Annotated in this window: 20 protein-coding genes; 10 read left to right on the top strand and 10 right to left on the bottom strand. The window is 73.3% G+C overall.

Annotation, left to right across the window (positions count from 1 at the left end):
- Window positions 1-146: 146 nt before the first annotated feature.
- Window positions 147-1,205 carry an LLM class flavin-dependent oxidoreductase gene (locus tag ACPPVS_RS05825; RefSeq protein WP_426595089.1) on the top strand — a complete coding sequence of 353 codons (1,059 nt, stop codon included), beginning with the start codon at window positions 147-149 and terminating at the stop codon, window positions 1,203-1,205.
- A gap of 36 nt (window positions 1,206-1,241) precedes the next feature.
- Here ACPPVS_RS05825 and ACPPVS_RS05820 read toward each other — a convergent pair whose 3' ends face one another.
- Complete coding sequence (locus ACPPVS_RS05820; protein WP_426595088.1) at window positions 1,242-2,921, bottom strand: DUF222 domain-containing protein; 1,680 nt, start codon at window positions 2,919-2,921, stop codon at window positions 1,242-1,244.
- A 271-nt stretch (window positions 2,922-3,192) separates the two neighbouring features.
- Here ACPPVS_RS05820 and ACPPVS_RS05815 point away from each other — a divergent pair, with 271 nt between their 5' ends.
- Window positions 3,193-3,588 carry a hypothetical protein gene (locus ACPPVS_RS05815; RefSeq protein ID WP_426595087.1) on the top strand — a complete coding sequence of 132 codons (396 nt, stop codon included), beginning with the start codon at window positions 3,193-3,195 and terminating at the stop codon, window positions 3,586-3,588.
- Between the two features lie 56 nt (window positions 3,589-3,644).
- Here ACPPVS_RS05815 and ACPPVS_RS05810 read toward each other — a convergent pair whose 3' ends face one another.
- Together ACPPVS_RS05810 and ACPPVS_RS05805 are read right to left on the bottom strand one after the other, a co-directional pair.
- Window positions 3,645-4,676, bottom strand: a complete 1,032-nt coding sequence (locus ACPPVS_RS05810; protein WP_426595086.1) for a PfkB family carbohydrate kinase — start codon at window positions 4,674-4,676, stop codon at window positions 3,645-3,647.
- Window positions 4,677-4,817: 141 nt separating this feature from the next.
- Window positions 4,818-5,135: a hypothetical protein gene (locus tag ACPPVS_RS05805; protein ID WP_426595085.1), complete on the bottom strand. Its 318-nt coding sequence runs from the start codon at window positions 5,133-5,135 to the stop codon at window positions 4,818-4,820.
- Between the two features lie 133 nt (window positions 5,136-5,268).
- On the opposite strand from ACPPVS_RS05805, the gene pgi reads away from it, so the two are divergent.
- Window positions 5,269-6,939 carry a glucose-6-phosphate isomerase gene (gene pgi, locus ACPPVS_RS05800; RefSeq protein WP_426595084.1) on the top strand — a complete coding sequence of 557 codons (1,671 nt, stop codon included), beginning with the start codon at window positions 5,269-5,271 and terminating at the stop codon, window positions 6,937-6,939.
- Here pgi and ACPPVS_RS05795 read toward each other — a convergent pair.
- Genes ACPPVS_RS05795 through ACPPVS_RS05785 form a run of 3 tightly spaced genes read right to left on the bottom strand, consistent with a single transcriptional unit; the run spans window position 6,929 to window position 10,295 of the window.
- Window positions 6,929-7,546, bottom strand: a complete 618-nt coding sequence (locus ACPPVS_RS05795; RefSeq protein WP_426595083.1) for a response regulator transcription factor — start codon at window positions 7,544-7,546, stop codon at window positions 6,929-6,931. The two genes, pgi and ACPPVS_RS05795, sit on opposite strands and share 11 nt — an antisense overlap.
- Window positions 7,543-9,549: a sensor histidine kinase gene (locus tag ACPPVS_RS05790; protein ID WP_426595082.1), complete on the bottom strand. Its 2,007-nt coding sequence runs from the start codon at window positions 9,547-9,549 to the stop codon at window positions 7,543-7,545. Before ACPPVS_RS05790 ends, ACPPVS_RS05795 begins: the two co-directional genes overlap by 4 nt.
- Window positions 9,550-9,581: 32 nt before the next feature.
- On the bottom strand, window positions 9,582-10,295 hold the full coding sequence (locus ACPPVS_RS05785; protein WP_426595081.1) for a hypothetical protein: 714 nt from the start codon (window positions 10,293-10,295) through the stop codon (window positions 9,582-9,584).
- A gap of 144 nt (window positions 10,296-10,439) precedes the next feature.
- On the opposite strand from ACPPVS_RS05785, the gene ACPPVS_RS05780 reads away from it, so the two are divergent.
- Window positions 10,440-10,808, top strand: a complete 369-nt coding sequence (locus ACPPVS_RS05780; RefSeq protein ID WP_426595080.1) for an RNA-binding S4 domain-containing protein — start codon at window positions 10,440-10,442, stop codon at window positions 10,806-10,808.
- A 44-nt stretch (window positions 10,809-10,852) separates the two neighbouring features.
- Here ACPPVS_RS05780 and ACPPVS_RS05775 read toward each other — a convergent pair whose 3' ends face one another.
- The gene (locus ACPPVS_RS05775; protein ID WP_426595079.1) at window positions 10,853-11,728 is read right to left on the bottom strand and encodes a DUF72 domain-containing protein; all 876 of its coding nucleotides are present in this window, start codon (window positions 11,726-11,728) and stop codon (window positions 10,853-10,855) included.
- A gap of 88 nt (window positions 11,729-11,816) precedes the next feature.
- Between ACPPVS_RS05775 and ACPPVS_RS05770 the strand changes: the two genes are divergently transcribed.
- The 3 genes from ACPPVS_RS05770 (at window position 11,817) to ACPPVS_RS05760 (ending at window position 13,549) form a co-directional block, all read left to right on the top strand.
- Window positions 11,817-12,794 (top strand): DNA-3-methyladenine glycosylase family protein, encoded by a 978-nt coding sequence (locus tag ACPPVS_RS05770; protein WP_426595078.1) that lies wholly within the window; start codon window positions 11,817-11,819, stop codon window positions 12,792-12,794.
- 89 nt (window positions 12,795-12,883) lie between these two features.
- Window positions 12,884-13,219, top strand: coding sequence for a YciI family protein (locus tag ACPPVS_RS05765; RefSeq protein ID WP_426595077.1), 336 nt, complete (start codon window positions 12,884-12,886; stop codon window positions 13,217-13,219).
- Between the two features lie 105 nt (window positions 13,220-13,324).
- A complete protein-coding gene (locus ACPPVS_RS05760; protein ID WP_426595076.1) occupies window positions 13,325-13,549 on the top strand; it encodes a hypothetical protein in 225 nt (74 codons plus the stop codon).
- Window positions 13,550-13,592: 43 nt separating this feature from the next.
- On the opposite strand, the gene ACPPVS_RS05755 is transcribed toward ACPPVS_RS05760, so the two are convergent.
- From ACPPVS_RS05755 to ACPPVS_RS05745, 3 genes are all read right to left on the bottom strand, one after another.
- Window positions 13,593-14,213, bottom strand: a complete 621-nt coding sequence (locus ACPPVS_RS05755) for a DUF1992 domain-containing protein (protein WP_426595075.1) — start codon at window positions 14,211-14,213, stop codon at window positions 13,593-13,595.
- Window positions 14,214-14,385: 172 nt separating this feature from the next.
- The gene (locus ACPPVS_RS05750) at window positions 14,386-15,729 is read right to left on the bottom strand and encodes a sensor histidine kinase (RefSeq protein ID WP_426595074.1); all 1,344 of its coding nucleotides are present in this window, start codon (window positions 15,727-15,729) and stop codon (window positions 14,386-14,388) included.
- Window positions 15,730-15,765: 36 nt separating this feature from the next.
- Window positions 15,766-16,419: a response regulator transcription factor gene (locus tag ACPPVS_RS05745; protein ID WP_426595073.1), complete on the bottom strand. Its 654-nt coding sequence runs from the start codon at window positions 16,417-16,419 to the stop codon at window positions 15,766-15,768.
- Between the two features lie 84 nt (window positions 16,420-16,503).
- Between ACPPVS_RS05745 and ACPPVS_RS05740 the strand changes: the two genes are divergently transcribed.
- Genes ACPPVS_RS05740 through ACPPVS_RS05730 form a run of 3 tightly spaced genes read left to right on the top strand, consistent with a single transcriptional unit; the run spans window position 16,504 to window position 19,595 of the window.
- Window positions 16,504-17,766, top strand: coding sequence for a LolA family protein (locus ACPPVS_RS05740; RefSeq protein WP_426595072.1), 1,263 nt, complete (start codon window positions 16,504-16,506; stop codon window positions 17,764-17,766).
- Window positions 17,759-18,748 (top strand): ABC transporter ATP-binding protein, encoded by a 990-nt coding sequence (locus ACPPVS_RS05735; protein ID WP_426595071.1) that lies wholly within the window; start codon window positions 17,759-17,761, stop codon window positions 18,746-18,748. Before ACPPVS_RS05740 ends, ACPPVS_RS05735 begins: the two co-directional genes overlap by 8 nt.
- Window positions 18,735-19,595 (top strand): ABC transporter permease, encoded by an 861-nt coding sequence (locus ACPPVS_RS05730; protein WP_426595070.1) that lies wholly within the window; start codon window positions 18,735-18,737, stop codon window positions 19,593-19,595. The genes ACPPVS_RS05735 and ACPPVS_RS05730 overlap by 14 nt, the downstream gene beginning before the upstream one ends.
- Window positions 19,596-19,637 lie beyond the last annotated feature (42 nt).

The following is a 19,637-nucleotide window of genomic DNA, read 5'->3' as shown; positions in this document are numbered from 1 at the left end:
CACACGAGCGTTTCGTGGGATGACTTTCGGTTAACGCTCACACGCCGACGGGCCGCGCCCGTGCCTGACCACGCCCCTGACCTGCAGCGATACCTTCCGGATCCCCGTTCACCTGCGGGAACAGCCGCGGTGGTGCATGCGTTTGCATGAGCATGGAACTCGGGATGTACACGTTCGGCGACGTCCACCCCAACCCCGTGACCGGCGAGGTCACCAGCCCGGGACAGCGCATCCGCGACGTCCTCGAGCGCGTCCGCCTGGTCGAGGAGGTGGGCCTCGACTACGTCGGGATCGGCGAGCACCATCGGCACGACTACGCCATCTCGTCGCCCTCGACCGTCATCGCGGCGGCCCTCGCGCAGACGTCCAGGATCACCGTCGGCAGCGCCGTCACCGTCCTGTCGACCGAGGACCCGGTCCGGGTCTACCAGCAGTTCGCGACCATGGACCTGCTCTCGCAGGGGCGCGTCGAGCTGCTCGCCGGCCGTGGGTCGTTCATCGAGTCGTACCCGCTGTTCGGCGCCTCGCTCGACGACTACGACGAGCTGTACGACGAGAAGATCCAGCTGCTGCTGCGGATCGACGACGCCGAGCGCGTGACGTGGTCGGGTCGGTTCCGGCCGCCGCTCGACGACGCGCTGGTCCTCCCCCGGCCGTTCGACCACCCGGGCCGCGGACAGCACCTGACCGTCGCCGTGGCGACCGGCGGCAACCCCCAGTCCTCGGTGCGGGCAGGCATGCTCGGGCTGCCCATCAGCTACGCGATCATCGGCGGCCAGCCGGCGTCGTTCGCCCCGCTCGTCGACCTGTACCGCCGGGCCCACGAACAGTCCGGGCACGACGGGTCGAGCCGGTTCGTCTCGGTGGCCGGCATGGGCTACTTCGCCGAGGACGCCAAGGCCGCGCGCGACTTCTTCTACCCCTTCTGGCACGAGTCCATGCGCCGGATCTCCGCCGAGCGCGGGTTCTCGATGCCCAACCGGATCTCGTTCGAGTCGCAGGCTGCACGCGGCGGCGCCTACTTCGTCGGGGAGCCCGAGCAGATCGCCGAGCGGATCGTCGCGCTGCACGAGGTGCTGCACCACGACCGCCAGTCGTTCCAGATGGACCTGTCGGGAGTGCCGCAGCTCGAGTCTTTGAAGTCGATCGAGCTGCTGGGCACCAAGATCGCTCCCCTGGTCCGCGAGGCGCTCGGCACGGCCTGAATCGACCTCGGCTCGATCGGGGACCGTTGCCAGCCGTCAGCCGATCGGCCCGACCAGTTCGCGGCCGCGGCGATCGCGAAAGGTCCACCTCCCGTCCGCACCCCGCCGCACCTCGATCGCCCGTTCGTGGATCAGCGCGTGGTGATACCAGCAGGTGAGCACGCCCGTGCGGACGTCGGTCTCGCCGTGGTCGCGGAGCCAGTGCTCGGTGTGGTGCACCTCCGACATCCCCGGCGGTGCGGAGCAGCCCGGGAATCGGCACCGCTCGTCCCGCGCGATGATCGCCCGACGCTTGGCCCCCGTGTACGTCCGCTCGGCCCGCCCGACGTTGAGCACCACCGAATCCGGTCCGAACACGACGCGCGTGATCTGGCTGTCGCACGCCAGGCGCGCGAGCACCGAGTCCGGGATCGGACCCGTGCCGACGAGCTCGGCAACGGCGAACCGCTCGATCTCGACGACAGAGTCCCCGCCACCGTTCGCGACGTCCGCGAAGGACACCCCGTCACCCCTCACGCTTTCCGCGACGGAGTGACCGCGACGATCCGCGACGTCCACTCCAACCTCCCCGCCGACCGCTCCCGGGGAGCCAGATCGATCGGCGGTGACCTCGAGGGGACCTGCTCGATCGCCCATGTACTCAACGACGACGCTTGGCAGCACGGCGTCGTGACTCTCGTCGAACAAGCCAGGCGGCGATTCTCCCGCGCATCCGCGCGGCGCCGCGACGTCAGATGCCGGGGCATCTCGCATACCCGATGCGACGGGATCGGCGGCCCTCATCGCCCCCTCCTCTGCATCGACATCTGGAGCCAGAGCTGAGCTGGCCGCCTGTCTTGTCACCGGGCGGTCCGACTCGTCCCTGCCCACCGCTCGGGTGAGCGTCGCCGGGTCCGTCACCACCGTGATCTGGGGGCGGTGGTCGCCCGTGCTGCCGGTCAGGTCGCTGTCCAGCACGGTCCGGACGACGTTGTTCAGGGCATTGGCGCGTCGGCGGCCCGCGGGTTGGCCGGCCTGGTCGGCGGAGCGGCCCGCGAGCGCGTCGAGGGCGGCGGTCAGGGCGTGACCGTGGTCGGTGGTGAGGAACCCGCTCAGGTGCCAGCCGTCGGTCGTGTTCGCGAGGTCGAGGAATTCGCGCTCGGACGCCTCGCGATAGCCGCGCTCGTCGGACTCCGGGTCGGCGTGCGCGGCCCACCGACGGGCGAGGATGCGCAGCTGGCCCACGGTCAGCTCACGGGCGTGCTCGACGAGGAACCCCTCCCCGCAGTCCTGCGCGGTCGCGGCGAGCGCGGCCTTGCGGGAGGGCGTGTTGGCCACGGCGGCCAGCACGTGCGCAGCCTCGATGCTCACCGCACCCGAGACGGCGTCGACCGCGGTCACCGGCAGATCGTCGCGAAGCGCCCTGCCTAACGCGACCAGCCGCGCGGCTTGTCCGTGCGACAGCCGTCCGCTCGCCGCGACCCACGACGTCACCGACCTCGCACCCTCGAGCGCCCACCACCCGTCGGCCTCCACGACCGGGATCGCCCCCGCGGCGACGGCCGACAGTCGTCCGGCGAGTGCCAGCGCGCCGGTCACGACGGACGCCGCCTCGGCTCCCTCCACGCGCGACGGTGCGGCCGGGTCAGTGAGAGCCGCCAGCCGATCGACCGCCTCCGCGACCGCGGCGAGAGCGCCCTGCACGGAGTCGGCCGGCAAAAAATCGAATGTCACCACGCACTCCCCCTCTGACGTACCCGGGCATTTCCCGTGAATTCCGCTTGCCGCCAGCATTCACCCCACCACTGACACGCACTCTCCTGAGAGTCGGGATCTCCGCTGGCCGTGACCTGGACAAGCACTCTGCGCCAGCCGCATGGCGCTGTTCCATGAAGAGAAAGCGTTCGAGCCGTCCACAGCCCCCAAACAATGCACAGCCGTCCACAGTAAGAATGCCTGCACCCCGACGGGACCGGTCGCGGTAGCGTCGTGACACGGGAGGCACGTGATGGAGGACCAGCAGGGCCGGTCGGCGACGCGACGAGTCATTGGCGCCGTCATCCTCGGACGCGGCCTCTTCCGGTTTCGCGTCACCTACCCGCTGGCTGTCGCGTGGGCCGACGAGACCGCCATCTACGTCGACATCCGCCAGCCGTTCAAGATGTTCGGGCGCGCGTCGGGCATGCTCCCCGGCACGTCGCTGCTGCACGGTCCCGCCTGGTCGAGCCCCTGGGACGAGCTCGTCGTAGCCAACCTCGACGACCGGCGTGCGACGTTCGTCGACAAGTTCGACGAGCGGTGCACGTTTCTCGCGATGGGTCGAGAGAGCTTTCAGCCGTTGCTCACTGTGATCCAGGCCCACACCGACCGCATGAACACGTCAAGGACAAGGTTCGACGGCTGAACCTCAGCCCCCCAGGCAGAGCGCACGTCGACCGAGCGACCGAACGTCCTGTGGGCTCAGCCCGCGACCCACCCGAGCGCACCCGCATGGCGCACGGACTCCGAGGCACGCTGCACGCCGACGCGGATGGCGTCGCCGATCTCCGCGCCGCGCGCGAGCGACGCGGCGATCGCGCCGTGCAGGACGTCGCCGGCACCCAGCGTGTCGACGACGTCCTCGACGGCGACGGTCGGCGGCAGGATCTCGAACCGCTCGACCGGCGGCCCGGTGACCCGAACGCGCACCGGGCCCGGGCCGGTCGAGCGGGCGACGGTCCGTGGGCCGAAGGCGGCCACGGCGTCGAGCAGGTCCGGGGTCTCGGGGGTTGGAGTGGCGTCTGCTGGAGCAGCCTCACCGCCCGGAGCCATCGACCGGTGAACCGCGGCGACCCGCGTAGCTGCTGGATCTGCCGCCCTCTCCCTGTCGACGCCCAGCGCGCCTCCCCCTGGCACCGCGAAGTCTGCAGGAGACGCAAGGTCGTCGGGGATCGCGAAGTCACTCGACAGGACCGCGTGGTCGACGTGTCTCAGCAGCAGCTCGAGCCCGGGCTTCCAGCTGCCGCCGTCGAGCAGGACGGGTGCGCGCGCAGCCTCGGCGAGCGCCTGCGCGGCCGCGAGGTGATGGCCGTCGACGAGCAGGGCGCCGGCACCCTCCAGGACGACCGCGGCGCGCGACGCCGCCTCGGCCAGGTCCGGCACCCCCGTCGCGTTGACGGAGACGACCGCGCGCTCGCCGGTCGCTCGCGTCACCAGCACCGTGGACACCGCAGGTGACGCTCCGTGCACACCCTCGAGCAGATCCACCACCTCGACCCCCGCGGCGACGAGGCCAGCGCGAACGAGGTCGGCGACCGGGCCGCTGCCGAGCGCGGTGACGAGCACCGTCCGCACCCCGAGCGCGACCGCCGTGGCCGCCGCGTTGGCCGCCGGACCTCCGAACGTCGCCGTCAGCTCGTGCGCGACGAGCTTTTCGTTCGGCCCTGGGATGCGATCCACCACCTGGACGACGTCCAGTGTCGCGAGCCCGCAGCAGACGAGGTGGGAGGCCATGGAGGACATCCTGGCCGACGACGACGGACGAAGACCGACGCGGACCGACGAGGCCCGCGGGCGCTGCGGCGACCTGTCAGCAGTCGCCACCGGACCGAGGAGTCGTTTCACCGGGTCGACGCACCCTCGTCGACGAGCTTCCTAGACGGCGACCGACAACGAGCGCGGCTTGTCGACGAGAGGGTAGGTCACGCCCGCCAGCACGAGCCCCACGAGGATCACCGAGGGCCACGCACCGACGACCGGGGCCAGCAGGTGCGACGCGACGAAGCAGACGAGGCCCGCCAGCACCACCGCCGACAGCCGCCACCAGCCCGCCGACCGCGAACGGACGACGCACCAGGCCACGCCCGCGAGCAGCACGACGCCGCCGAGAGCGCGCACTCCGGTGGCCTGCGCGACGGCGAAGCCGACCACGAGGGTCAGTCCGGCGAGGACGGCTGTGGGAACGCGAGACATGACGCACACCCTAGACATCGCCGTCCAGTGTCGGACGCCCGTGCGGCACCCCTGGCCCGCGCAATAGGTTGGACCCGACCCGGCGTCGCGACCACGACCGGCCGGGGAATCGCACCGCAGAGAGGGAACCACCGTGCCTACGCCCCCCGTCGACGCCACCGCCACCACCGCCTGGCAGGAGCTCAGCGAGCACGAGTCGACGCTGTCGCCCGACCTGCGCGCCTGGTTCGCAGCGGATGCCGAGCGCCCGACGCGCCTGACGTTCTCGCTGGCCGACCTCACGGTGGACCTGTCGAAGAACCTGGTCACCGACGAGACGGTCGCCCTGCTGCTCCGGCTCGCCGACGAGGTCGGGCTGGCTGACCGCATCGCCGCCCAGCTGCGCGGCGAGCACATCAACGTCACCGAGGACCGAGCCGTCCTGCACACCGCGCTGCGTCGACCGGCAGGCACGACTCCGGTGCTCGTCGTCGACGGCCAGCAGGTCGACACGGATGTACAAGCCGAGCTGACCAAGATGTACGCGTTCGCCGACCAGGTGCGCTCCGGCGCGTGGACGGGCGTCACGGGTGAGCGGGTCGCGACCGTCGTGAACATCGGCATCGGCGGCTCGGACCTCGGGCCGGTCATGGCGTACGAGGCGCTCAAGCCGTACGTGCAGGCCGGCCTCGAGGTGCGGTTCGTCTCCAACATCGACCCGACGGACCTGGCCGAGAAGGTCAAGGGTCTGAACCCGGCGACCACCCTGTTCATCGTCGCGTCCAAGACCTTCGGCACCCTCGAGACGCTCACCAACGCCCGCCTCGCGCGCGCCTGGCTCTGGGAGACGCTGGGCACCGCCGACGACGACGCCTCGCGCAACGCCGCCGTCGCCAAGCACTTCGTCGCCGTCTCGACCGCGCTGGACAAGGTCGCCGCGTTCGGCATCGACCCGGCCAACGCGTTCGGCTTCTGGGACTGGGTGGGGGGCCGCTACTCGGTCGACTCGACCATCGGCACGTCGCTCGCGATCGCCATCGGCCCCGACGGGTTCCGCGACTTCCTGGCCGGCTTCCACGCGGTCGACACCCATCTGGCGAGCACGCCGTTCGCGCGGAACGTGCCCGTCCTGATGGGCCTGCTCAACGTCTGGTACGTCAACTTCCTCGGCGCCCACACGCACGCGGTACTGCCGTACGCCCAGTACCTGCACCGCTTCCCCGCCTACCTGCAGCAACTGACGATGGAGTCGAACGGCAAGTCGGTCCGCTGGGACGGCACCCCCGTCACCACCTCCACGGGCGAGGTGTTCTGGGGCGAGCCCGGCACCAACGGCCAGCACGCGTTCTACCAGCTGATCCACCAGGGCACCCGGCTCATCCCGGCGGACTTCATCGCGGTCGCCAACCCGGCCCACCCGCTCACCGACGGCGGCGTCGACGTGCACGGCCTGTTCCTGGCCAACTTCTTCGCGCAGACCAAGGCCCTGGCCTTCGGCAAGACCGCCGACGAGGTGCGCGCCGAGGGGACGGCCGAGGCGATCGTGCCCGCGCGCGTGTTCTCGGGGAACCGCCCGACCACCTCGATCCTCGCCGCTGCGCTCACGCCGTCGGTGCTCGGTCAGCTGATCGCGCTCTACGAGCACATCACGTTCGTCCAGGGCGTGGTGTGGGGCATCGACTCGTTCGACCAGTGGGGCGTCGAGCTGGGCAAGAAGCTCGCGCTCGAGGTCGCGCCGGCCGTCCAGGGCGACGCCGCCGCGCTGGCCGCCCAGGACCCGTCGACCAAGGCCCTGATCACGAAGTACCTGGAGCTCAGGGCCTGAGCGGGCCGCGCGCCCGCAGCGCCGCCTGGGTCCGGTCGGCCACCTGGAGCTTGGCCAGCACGCGCGAGGTGTAGTTCTGCACGGTCTTCAGGCTCAGCCCGAGCGTCCGGGCGATCTGCGCGTTGCTGGCCCCCTCGGCGAGCAGCGACAGGATCTCCCGCTCCCGGACCGTCAGCCCGTCGGGGTCGGCGGTGGGCGTCGGCGCGGTGAGCAGGTAGGTCGCGACGCCCGGCCCCAGGACGACGCCCCCGCCCGCGACCGTCCGCACGGCGTCGGCGATCTGCTGGCCCGTCGACCCCTTGAGCAGGTAGCCCCGGGCGCCGGCGCGCAGCGCGCTCGCCACGGCTCCGTCGTCGTCCACCATCGTCACGACGAGCACCGCAGGTGGGTCGGGCAGCGCCACGATCGCGGCCGTCGCCGCGATCCCCGACCGGCCGGGCAGGTTGAGGTCCATGAGCACCACGTCGACGCCGCCGGCGGCCACCAGCTCGACGGCCGTCTCGCCGTCGCCGGCCAGGCCGGCGACCTCCACGTCCGGCAGGGTGCGCAGCAGGGCGACCAGCCCGTCCCGGAACACCGGGTGGTCGTCCACGACCAGGACCCTCATGCGCCACCGACCGGTTCGAGGGTGGGGACCGCGCCGACGCCCAGCAGAGCGGTGATCGTCGTGCCCTCCGGCCCGGTCGCGACGGTCAGCCGACCGCCCAGCTCCTCGGCCCGCTCCCGCATCGTGTGCAGCCCGCTCCCCGGCGTCGGCGAGCCGAGACCCCGGCCGTCGTCGCGGACCTGGAGCCGCACCTGCTCGCCGACCCGGTCCACGAGCACCACGCACTCGTGCGCCTCGGCGTGCCGCACCACGTTCGTCATCGCCTCGGCCGCGATCCGGAACGCGGCCACCTCGACGGCCGCGGGCAGCGGGCCCACGGCCGCGACGTCGACCCGCAGCACCACACCCGTGCCCAGCGTGAGCCGACGACCGGCCTGCTCCAACGCGCCGCCGAGCCCGAGCTCGTCGAGCGCCGGCGGCCGCAGCCCCTCGACCACCCGCCGCACGTCGAGCACGGTCGCGCGTACGTCGTCGCGCAGCGCCGCCACGTCGTCGGCGAGCGGCGATCCCGTGGGCACCTCGGCGGCGATCACGTCGAGCCTCAGCAGGTGACCGGCGAGCGCGGGACCGAGCCCGTCGTGCAGGTCGCGACGCAGCCGACGGCGCTCCTCCTCGCGCGCCAGCACCAGACGTTCGAGCGCGGCTCGCACGTCGTCGGTGAGAGCGCGCGCGTGCAGCACGCCCCCGAGCTGGCGGGCGAGGTCGTCCAGCAGGCGCCGGTCCCGGGCGCGCAGCGGCGAGACCGGCGGGCGGTAGCGCAACGTGCCGACCGGTCGTCCGTAGGCGACGAGCGGAACGTCGAGCGCTCCCCCGGGCTCCCCAGCCAAGGAACGCTGCTGGGCGTCGAGGATCTCGACCCGGTCGAGCCCGAGGGTGCCCAGCTCGACCACGACCTCGTGCAGCACGGCGTCGGTCCCGGCGGACGCCTCGAGCGTCCGCCCGAGGCTCGAGAGCACCGCGTACGGGTCGTCCCAGCGGCCGAACGTGACCCGGTTGACCGCCCGCTGCAGGCCGTCTCGCAGCGGGGCGAACGTCACCGCGACCACGGCGGCGGCCAGCCACGGCAGCCAGGCGGCGTCGCTGACATCGAACCGGGCGCCCACGCCCACCAGGACCAGGGCGTAGAACCCGGCCACCGTCCCCGACAGCACGACCCAGACGAGGGTGCGGTTCACCGCCGTGCGCAGGTCGTAGAGCCCCCGTGCCAGCACGGCGAACGCGACCGCGAACGGCAACGGCAGCGCGGCGACGTCGAACAGCCAGCCGCCCGCGCCCGTGAGCAGGGCGATGGGCCCGACGACGACCGGCAGGGCCGCGGCGCCGACGAACAGCCGCAGCTGCTGCCGACGCAACGCGTCCCCCACCCGCCACCGCGCCACGAGCTGCCGTACGGACCCGACGGTCACGACGACGGCCCCGGCCAACGAACCGAGGGAGAGCAGGGCGCTGATCGGCTGCAGCGCGTCCGGCAAGGCGAGCGGGTTGCGCCAGCCGTCGAGCCCGACGAGGTTCGCGTCGGCGGCGAAGAGCGTCCCGACCGCCGAGGCGACGACGACGGCGACGAACCCCTGCGACACCCAGCGCCAGCGCGGACCCGCCAGCCGGCCGTCCGGGAACCAGAGCGGCAGGCCCAGGACGACCAGCCACCAGGCGATCCCCCGCGCCACCGAGCCCGCGACCGCCAGCGTCGAGACGGCGCCGCCCGGGTGAGAGCTGAACGCGGTCCGGGCGACATCGACGCCCGCGTCGCCGAGCGCCCAGAGCGTCCCCGCCGCGAGCATCGTCCAGCCGACCCGGTTGGCGGGCCGCGAGAACGCGACGACGGCGCCCGTCACGGTCAGCGCGGCGACGACGGCGGCGCCGAGGACCGCGTCGAGCAACGGACCGTCCGTCGAGCCGGCCGCCCAGAGCGACCAGACCAGGCCCGAGGCCGAGGCGACGACGGCCGCGGTGACCACCGCGACCGTCATCCTGCGCGAGACCCCCGGCTCCACGGGCGTCATCGTCCTCGCTCCGCCTGCCCGAGGCAACGGCCTCACGCCGCGGCCGGCACGCGCCCCGCGCGTGGTGCACGGGCCGCCGCCACGCCCAGCCCGACGAACCACACCGACCACACCGCGGTCGCCGTGTCGGCGAGGCCGGCGCCCGCACCTGGTACCCCGGCGAGGCAGACCGCGCCGACGACGAGGCCGGTCCACGCGACCCACCGCGGCAGGGCCCGGGTCGCCAGGACCGCACCGGCCACGGCGAGCGTGAACACGCCGAGCACGCCCGTCGCGCCGTACAGCGCGAACCAGTGCAGCTGGACGAGGGCCACGACCACGTCGACGCCCGCACCGTGCTGGCCGCCGTACAGGGCCGCCGCGAGCGGCGCCAGCTCACCGACCACGCTGATCCCCACGTACACGGCGCCCGCGGCCGCGATCGTCGACGCCAGCCAGCCCGACAGCTCCGTGGTGCCGCGCAGCAGCCGCCCGAGCAGCGTCGCCGCGACGAGGAGGAGCAGGAACGCTGCGAGCGTCAGGCAGAGGCCGGCCAGCCCGCGCGGCGCCGCATGCGTGACGTGGTCGGCGATCACGACGTCGCGCGGCGCGCCGAGCGGGGCGACCTTCTGCAGCCCGAAGCTGCCGAACATCACGAGCACGTGTGCGATCGCCAGCGCCGCCAGGATCCGCCACAGGGCTGCGGTGCCCGTCGTGGTCGCGGTCGGGCTGGGCATCTCCTGCAGGTGCGTCTGCGTGCTGGACATGGGACTGCCTCCGTCTGCGTCGTCAGGCACCGATCGGTGCCCGCTCCACCGAGCGTGGCCGGACCGGTTTCCCAGCCGATACGGCACGGGCTCCCGCGGCGGCCGGGAAGTTCTCCCGGCGACCACGCGTGAGAGGGTCGGACCGTGAGCGAGGTGACGCGTGCGCGGGTGGACGCCTGGACCTGGGCGGTCCGCCTCTTCCCGACGAGGTCGGCGGCCGGCGCCGCCTGCAAGGCCGGGCACGTCCGCGTGAACGGTGAGCGCGCCAAACCTGCGACGATGGTGGTGCCGGGCGACGAGGTGCACGTCCGCGGGGGCGAGCGCGAGCGGATCGTCGTCGTGCAGCGGACCGTCGTGAAGCGCGTCGGCGCCCCCGTCGCGGTCGCCTGCTACCTCGACCGGTCCCCCGCACCGCCGCCCAAGGAGCACATCGCCGCGGGCACCCGCGACCGCGGCGCCGGCCGACCGACCAAGCGCGACCGCCGCCTGATCGAGCGCCTCCGCGGCCACTGAGCGGGCGACGCCGCCAGTCGCGGGCCGGTCGGGCAGAGGACCCGTCAGACCGTGGGCCCGATCCCCAACCGCGCCGCGAGCGCCATCGAGTCGTGCGGGGCGCGGACCTTGGTGTCGTTGTCGAAGTAGACGAACACGTCCCGACCGGCCACCTGCTCGGCCGCCGGACCCAGCCGCTTCGCGTCCGCGGGCTCGCCGCCCGCGGCCCAGACCCGCACCCGCGCCGCCCAGCGGTCCAGCGACGCGTCGTCGTACCCGCTCGCGTAGAGCTCCTCGTCGCCGTGCAGCCGCAGGTAGACGAGGTCCGAGGTGACGTCCTCGATCACCGGCCAGCGCCCGTCGGCGTCGGCGATCACGACGCCGATCCCGTGCTCACGCATGAGATCGACGAACTCGGTGTTCTCGAACGTCGCGTGCCGGACCTCGACGACATGGCGCAGCGGCCGGTCCTCGTCGGTGGTCGTCCACGCGCGGCCGTCCAGGCGCTCGTCGTGTGTCGTCGCGAGCTCGGCGGCCGCACCGGTCGTGCGCGGCAGCAGGTCGAAGAACGTCGTGAGGCGGGCGGGGTCGTAGCCGAGATTCGGCGGCAGCTGCCAGAGCAGCGGACCCAGCTTCGGACCGAGGGCGAGCAGCCCGCTGGCGAGGAAGTTGGCCACCGGCGTGCGCACGTCGGCGAGCTTCTTCATGTGCGTGATGAACCGGGGCGCCTTGACGGAGAACACGAAACCGTCGGGCGTCTGGGCGGACCACGTCTGGAAGTTCTCCGGCTTCTGCAGCGCGTAGAACGAGCCGTTGATCTCGATCGACGTCAACCGGCTCGACGCGTACTCGAGCTCGCTGCGCTGCGGCAGCGTCGTCGGGTAGAACGCACCGCGCCACGGCGGGTACCGCCAGCCCGAGATGCCGGTGCGGATCGTCATGCGGGCATCCTGCCCTGCGCCACCGACGGAACGCCTCCTTTCCGACGAGCCGACGATCGACGACCCGAAGACGGCGCACACTGGGCGGGTGAGCTCCGCCGCATCCGTCGCCGACCCGGCGGAGCCGCGCACCCCGACGCCGGACGAACCCACTGTCGCGCCGTTGACGACCGTCTACCGCCCGGCCCTCCCCCTCGACCTCCGCCTGACCCTGCGTGCGCTGCGGCGCGGCGGCGGCGACCCGGCCTGGTCGTACGCGGCCGACGGGAGCATCTGGCAGGCCACCCGGACGCCGGACGGACCGGCCACCCGGCACCTGCGGCAGCGCGCCGACGGCGTGCACGTGACCACCTGGGGCCCGGGTGCCGAACTCGCGCTCGCGCAGACGCCGGAGCTGCTGGGCTCTCGCGACGACGACTCCGGGTTCGACTCGCGACTGCACCCGGTGGTCCACGACGCGCACCGACGCCTCCCGGGCCTGCGCATCCCGCGCTCGAACAACGTGCTCGAGGCACTCGTCCCGGCGATCCTCGAGCAGAAGGTGGTGGGCCTCGACGCCCAGGCCGCGTACCGGGCGCTGGTGCGGCAGCACGGGACCCCCGCGCCGGGACCCGGTCCGACGACCCTGCGCGTGCCGCCCGACGCCTCGGGCTGGCGAAGCATCCCGGTGTGGGACTGGCGGCGCGCCGGCGTCGACCAGCAGCGCGCCGGGACGATCGCGCGCGCCGCCACCGTGGCGCGTCGCCTGCAGGAGTCCGTCGACCTGCCGATCACCGAGGCCTACCGGCGGCTGCGCACGGTGCAGGGCGTCGGCCCGTGGACAGTCGCCGAGGTCTCGTCGCGGGCGCTCGGCGACGCCGACGCCGTCTCGGTCGGCGACTTCCACCTGGCGCACCTGGTCGGGTGGGCGCTCACGGGCCGCCGGACGGACGACGCCGGCATGCTCGAGCTGCTCGCCCCGTGGGCGGGCCAGCGCCAACGGGTCGTCCGCCTGATCGAGCTCACCATGACGTCGTCGGCGCCCCGGTACGGCCACCGTGCGCCGCGCGCCCGACCGATGCGCTGAGAACTCGTCGTCGCGGAGTGTCGATCCCGGGTGCGCGGCTCCGTCGTGGCGGTGAAGGATCTGGTCGACGACCCCAACTGGAGGACACCATGCAGTTCCTGATGCTCGTCTGGAACGACCCCGCCGCCGAGACCTACGTGCCCGCCGAGGACACCATCGAGGCGTGGGTCACGACGAACGACGCCGCCGGGCGGCGGCGCGAGGGCGACCGGTTGCAGGCACCGGAGGACGGGCGCACGGTCCGCGTGCGCTCCGGGAAGCTCCTGGTGACCGAGGGGCCGTTCGTGGAGACGCAGGAGCAGATCGCCGGGTTCGACCTGCTCGAGTGCGTCGATCTCGACGAGGCCGTCGCGGTCGCCGCCGACCACCCGATGGCCCGGTTCGGCACTCTCGAGGTGCGCCCGTTCTGGAAGTGGACCGACTGACGCGTGGTCAGCGTGCCCGCGTCGGGCACCCCGACCCCCACGCGCGTGACTAGGCTGGCCTCAGTCGCAGAGCAGTCGAGCGTGCGGACGGACCCGGAGGTCGAAGTGAGCCAGCCCCTCTTCCAGCATCGTGAGGACGAGACGAAGTCCCCCGGACGCGCCATCTCGTTCGTGTTCCCGATGATCCTGTTCCTCGCCGGGCTGGCGCTGTTCACCATCGCGTTCAACTACACGTGGGGCGCCTGGCTGTTCGTCGCCGGCATCCTGGTCATCGGGCTCGCGTTCGCCATCCCGACGACGATCCTGCCTGCGCTCGAGGACCGCGAGTAGGCCCCACCGCCAGCAGGCCTCAAGGCCGGCACGCCCGCAGGCTTCAGCGCCACCAGGAGCGGCGCCGGGGCTCCGCCTTCGGCGCGGGCTCGGGCAATGCTCGGCGCGCCCGCCAGGCGGCGACCTCGCGCTCGACGTCCCGCAACGGCGTCACGACGGGCGGTCCGCCCATCAGCTGACGCCGGGCCGCGACGATCCGCGCGTTGAACTCGGCCAGCGCCTCGCGCACGCGCGCCTCGGCGCGCAGCCCGTCCAGCCGCTCGTCGAGCGACGCGTCGTCCTTGCGCAGCTGGATGGCCTCCGGCAGCACACCGGAGATCTGCTCACGCTCGATCAGCGCCTTGAGCCACCAGTCGGGATCGTGGTGCGCCCCGATGCCGGGGATGGGCTTGCCGGCCAGCGGCAGGTTGTCGAACTCCCCGCGCGCGATCGCCTGGTCGACCACGCGGTCCACCCAGGCCGCCCGGAACTGCATCCGACCGGCCATCGGCGTGGGCCCGCCGGGCGGCCGATCATCTGTCGCCTGGTCGGCCTCGTCGGTCTGGTCGGGCTCGTCGTCCGCCGCCTCGCGGTCCCGCTCCGCGTCCCGGTCGACCACGTACCGCGACGCGGCGAGGGAGACGTCGCGCACCCCTGCGTCCCGGGTCGGGTCGGTCTCGCGCATCGGTCACCTCCGGCGGTTCGTCGGACCACCGTACGACGAGGCCCCGACGCACCGCACGGCGTCGGCTCGCGGGAACCGGGTCCCGGCCGGCGTCCCCGACGTCGGCTCGCCGGAACCGGGTGGCGACGGGCGTCCCCGACGTCGCCTTGCCGAAACCGGGTCCCGGCCGGCGTCAGGGCGAGTCCGCGGGCAGCCGCAGCTCGGCGCGCAGCCCGCCGAGGGGTGACCGGGCGAGCGTGATGTCGCCGCCCTGCTCGCGCGCGACCTCACGCGCGATCGACAGGCCGAGCCCGCTGCCGCCCGCGTCGCGCTCGCGCGCGTCGTCCAGCCGCACGAACCGCTCGAACACCCGCTCGTGGTCCTGCTCGGCGAGCCCGGCGCCGTCGTCGTCGACCTGGACGAGCCCGTCGGCGACGGTGACCGTCACCTGTGCCGCGGCGTGCCGCACGGCGTTGTCGACGAGGTTGCGCACCACCCGTCCGACGGCGGCCTCCCCCGCGAACGCACGGCCCGAGCCCGTCACCACGAGACCGCCCGCCGTCGTCGGCACCACGTCCCGCACAACCGCCGCGAGGTCCACGCACGCGCGCTCCGAGGGCGCCGAGCCCACCCGGGCCAGGAGCAGGAGGTCGTCGACCAGCGCCTGCATCCGCAGCACCTCGGCCTCCAGGTCGCCCGCGAGCTCGGCCGTGTCGTAGGAGTCCGGGTGCAGGCGCGCCACCTCGGTGCTCGCGCGCAGCGTGGCCAGCGGGGAACGCAGCTCGTGCGCGGCGTCGGCGACGAACCTGCGCTGCCGCGCGGCACCCGCCTCGAGCCGGTCGAGCATCGAGTTCAGCGTCCGCGCCAGGGCGCCCAGCTCGTCGTCCCTGCGAGGCACGGGCAACGAGCCGGGGCCGCCCGTCGAGGCGACCAGCGCCGCGCCCCGGCGCAGCTCCTCGACCGGACGCAGCGCGCGCCCGAGGATCAGCCAGACGACCAGAGCCAGCGCGCAGGTCAGCAGGGGAACGACGACGACCAGGCCGAGGCGCAACGCGTCGAGCACGCTGCGCACCTCGGTGACGGGGACGGTCGCGACCACGGTCACCGGCTCGCCGCGGTAGGTCGCCGACCGGACCGCGATCCTGGCCTCGTCGTCGTAGGCGCTGGCGCTGGTCCCGCCGACGGTCGTGCCCGGGCCGACGTGGAGCGCGTCGAGGGGGACGACGGGCAGGGTCCGGCTGGCGTTCGGCGATGTCGCAAGCACGGCGCCGTCCGCGTCCAGCAGCTGCGCGATCTCCCCTGGCTCCGCCACGGGCAGCGCCGCCGGCAGGCGGTCGTCCTGCGCGAGCGCGGCGATCGTCGCGACCCGCTCTCGGACCACCGTGTCCAGGGCCTCGAGGCGGGTGCGGCTCAGCACTGTGGTCAGCGCGAACGCCCCGACCACCAGCGCGACGAACAAGGCACCCGAGGCGATGAGCGTCAGGCGCATCCGCAGCGACGGACCGTGCCAGGGATGCTCGTGCCGACGGGGACCCATCAGCGGGCACCGACCCGTCCCGTTCGCGCAGCCCGCTCAGCCGGCAACGCGGTACCCGGCGCCGCGGACCGTCTCGACCGCGGACCGGCCGAGCTTGCGCCGCAGGTACGACACGTAGACCTCGACCACGTTCACGTCGTCGCCGTCGCCGTCCCACACGTGGTCGCGCAGCTCGACCTTGCCGACGACCCGGTCGGCGTGGTGCATGAGGTACTCGAGCAGGGCCACCTCACGGGTGGTCATCGGCACGGTCTCGCCCGCGCGGGTGACGCGTCGGGTGGACGGGTCGAGCGCCAGCTCGCCGACCGTGAGGACGGGCGGCCGCACCTGCGCCTGGCGACGCAACAGGGCACGCAGGCGGCTCACCAGCACGACGAAGGCGAACGGCTTGGTCAGGTAGTCGTCGGCACCCACGTCCAGCCCGTCGGCCACGTCGTACTCGCCGTCCTTGGCGCTCAGCATGAGCACCGGCGTCCAGACATCCCGCGCGCGCAGCTCCGTCACCACGTCGTAGCCGTTGCGCCGCGGCAGCATCACGTCGAGCACGATCGCGTCGTAGTCGTTGTTGGTGGCGAGCTCGAGGCCCGCGTCCCCGTCGAGCGCGACGTCCACCGCGAAGCCCTCGGCGGTGAGGCCGCGCTTGAGCGCGCGCACCAGCCCACGCTCGTCGTCGACCACGAGAACCCGCATGTCGCGAGCATGCCACCCGGCGCCGACGCGTGGCGCCCACCCGCTCTCAGGCTCCGCTCAGCGCACCTGGCGCACAGTGGTGTCATGAGCGAGCAGCACATCCCCGAGCAGACGGATCCACGACCCCGTCGCACCCTCTCGACCCGCGCCCGCTGGGCCGTCCCGGTGGTGGCCGCAGTCGCCGTGGCCATCGCGTTCGCCGCGCCGCCCCTGCTGGCCAGCGCCGACACCACCGGGCTGCCGACGATCACACCCGAGCAGCTGGCGGCGCAGGTCGCCGCGGCCCACCAGCAGCCCCTGTCCGGGACGGTCGTCTACACCGCCCGCCTGGGCCTGCCCGCGCTCCCGTTCAGCGACGCCACCGGGGCCAACCCCGTGGCACTCCTCGGCGGCAGCTCCACCATGCGGGTCTGGACGGACGGCGCCGACCGGTCCCGCGTCGCCCTGCTGGGTGACACCTCCGAGTACTCGGTGGTGCAGGACGGGCCGCAGGCGTGGACGTACTCGAGCACCGACGACGCGGTGGTCCACTACTCCCTCGACGCCGCGGACACCGCGCGCTACGACGACCTCGTCGCCAAGGCGGCCGAGGGCCAGCTGCCCGTGCAGGGTGACCTGCCGACGCCCGCCGAGGCGGGGCGGCAGGCCGTCACGCAGGCCAAGGCGTTCTCCACCGTCTCGCTGGACGCCCAGACGAAGGTCGCCGGACGAGACGCCTACCAGCTCGTCGTGACCCCGAAGAGCCAGACCACCCTGATCGGGAGGATCGTGGTGGCGGTGGACGCCAAGACGAGCACGCCGCTGCGGCTGCAGGTCTGGAGCCGCGCCGACACGAAGACCCCGGCGCTCGAGCTCGGCTTCACCGACGTCACGTTCGGCACACCCGCCGACTCGGTGCTCGCCTTCTCCACCCCGCCCGGCGCCAGCTCCAAGGAGGTCGTCGTCCCCCTGCCCGCCGAGCCGACCACGGCACCGGTGCCCGGGACGGTCCCGGACGGTGTGACCGTGTCCGGCACGGGGTGGGACTCCGTGGTCCAGACCTCCGGCATCGACGTCCCGGGCCTGCTGGCCGGCCACCCGACGTCCGCCGCGGCATCGGCGGGGCCGAACAAGACGTTCGACTCGAAGGGCGCCCAGCAGCTCTACGACCAGTTCGCACCCGAGAAGGGCAGCGGGTCGTCGTTCGGCACGCTCGACACGTCGGCCCTGTACGACCAGCTCACGACGAAGGTCCCTGAGGGTCGGCTGCTGACCTCGGCGCTGCTGTCCGTGCTGATCACCGACGACGGTCGGGTGCTCGTCGGCGCGGTGCCCGGCGACACGCTGCAGGCACTTGCCCGTGGCTGACGGAACGACGACGCCCGCGGCCGCACCCTCCGGTGCGGCCGCGGGCGACCTCGCGATCCGCACCGAGGGGCTCACCAAGCAGTTCCGCTCGGGGCAGGTCGCCGTCGACGGCATCGACCTGCGCGTCCCTCGCGGCGCCGTGTACGGGTTCCTGGGTCCGAACGGCTCGGGCAAGACGACGACCATCCGGATGCTGCTCGGCCTCGTGCGCCCGACCAGCGGGTACGCCGTCGTGCTCGGTGCTCGGATGCCCGAGTCCGGCGCCGACGTGCTGCCGCGCGTCGGTGCGCTGGTCGAGGGGCCGGCGTTCCACCCGTACCTGACGGGTCGCGCCAACCTGGCCCGTCTCGACGCCGTCGACGCCACCGCCGACCCGCGCTCGTCCCGGAAGCGCGGCGACGAGGCGCTCGAACGCGTCGGCCTGTCGGCGGCCGCGACCAAGCCGTACCGGCAGTACTCGCTCGGCATGAAGCAGCGGCTCGGCCTGGCCGCCGCCCTGCTGCGGCCCCGTGAGCTTCTCGTCCTCGACGAGCCGACCAACGGGCTGGACCCGCAGGGCACCCGCGAGGTCCGCCACCTGGTGCGCGAGCTCGCCGACCGGGGCACCACCGTGCTCGTCTCGTCGCACCTGCTGGCCGAGATCGAGCAGGTGTGCTCGCACGTCGGGATCATGGGCCAGGGCCGCCTGCTGCTGCAGGGCGACCGCGGCGAGCTCACCGCGCGGGGTGCCGCCCGCATCCTCGTGCAGACGTCCGCGGAGCACGTCGGCGTGGTTGCCGAGCTGCTCACCGGCCTCGGCCTGACCGGTCTCGAGGTGTCCGGGACGACGGTGGCCGCACTCCTCGGCGACACCCCTCCCGAGAAGGTGTCGGCGACGGTCGTGCATGCCGGCATCGACCTGCTGGGCCTCGAGGTCCGCCGGCCGAACCTCGAGCAGATCTTCGTCGAGCTGACCGGGGAGGGCTTCGATGTCGCTCGTTGAGGTCGCCGCGCCGCCGATGCCACAGCCGGGTGCCCTGCTGCGCCTCGCCCGCTCCGAGCTGCGGCTGGTGTTCGGGCGGCGGCGCAACATCGTCCTGCTCGTCGGCCTCGCGCTCGTCCCGCTGCTGCTCGGCACGGTCCTGTTCGTCACCCGCGACAGCGCGCTGCGTGGGCAGGGCCCCGGGTTCATCGGCAACGTCACCGGCAACGGCCTGTTCCTCGTGATCGCGGCCCTGTTCATCTGCCTGCCGTTCCTGCTGCCGCTGACGATCGGGATCGCGTCGGGCGACTCCGTGGCCGGGGAGGCCTCGGCCGGCACGCTGCGGTACCTGCTGGTCGTCCCCGTCTCGCGGACCCGGCTGCTCGGCGTGAAGGCCCTCGGCGCGCTCCTGTTCGCGGGTGCGGCCGTGCTGGCGATCGCGATCGTCGGCTTCGTCGCCGGCGCCGTCTTCTTCGGGCTGCGCGACATCACGCTGCTGTCCGGCACCACCGTGCCGCTGGTCGACGGGCTCGTCCGCGTCGCGGCGGTCGTCGGCTACGTCGGGCTGTCCATGACGGGACTCGTCGCCGTCGGCCTGTTCTTCTCGACGCTCACCGAGGTGCCGGTCGGGGCGATGGCCGCCACCGTCGTCGTCGCGATCGTCTCCGGAGTCCTCGACCAGATCCCGCAGCTGCACGCGATCGCGGCCGCGCTCCTGACGCACCACTGGCTCGACTTCGCCGAGTTCCTCCGGCTGCAGCCGGACTGGAGCACGCTCGGTCGGGGTCTCGCTCTGCAAGCGGCGTGGGTGGTCATCTTCGGTGCGCTCGCGTGGAGCCGGTTCACGACCGCGGACATCTCCTCCTAGCCGCCGTCCGCTGACGGCAGAAGGATCGTCGGCCCTGTCCGG

Source organism: Cellulomonas sp. McL0617 (genome assembly GCF_049994875.1).
Taxonomy (GTDB): Bacteria; Actinomycetota; Actinomycetes; order Actinomycetales; family Cellulomonadaceae; genus Cellulomonas.
This window is presented reverse-complemented; position numbering and strand designations above follow the sequence as displayed.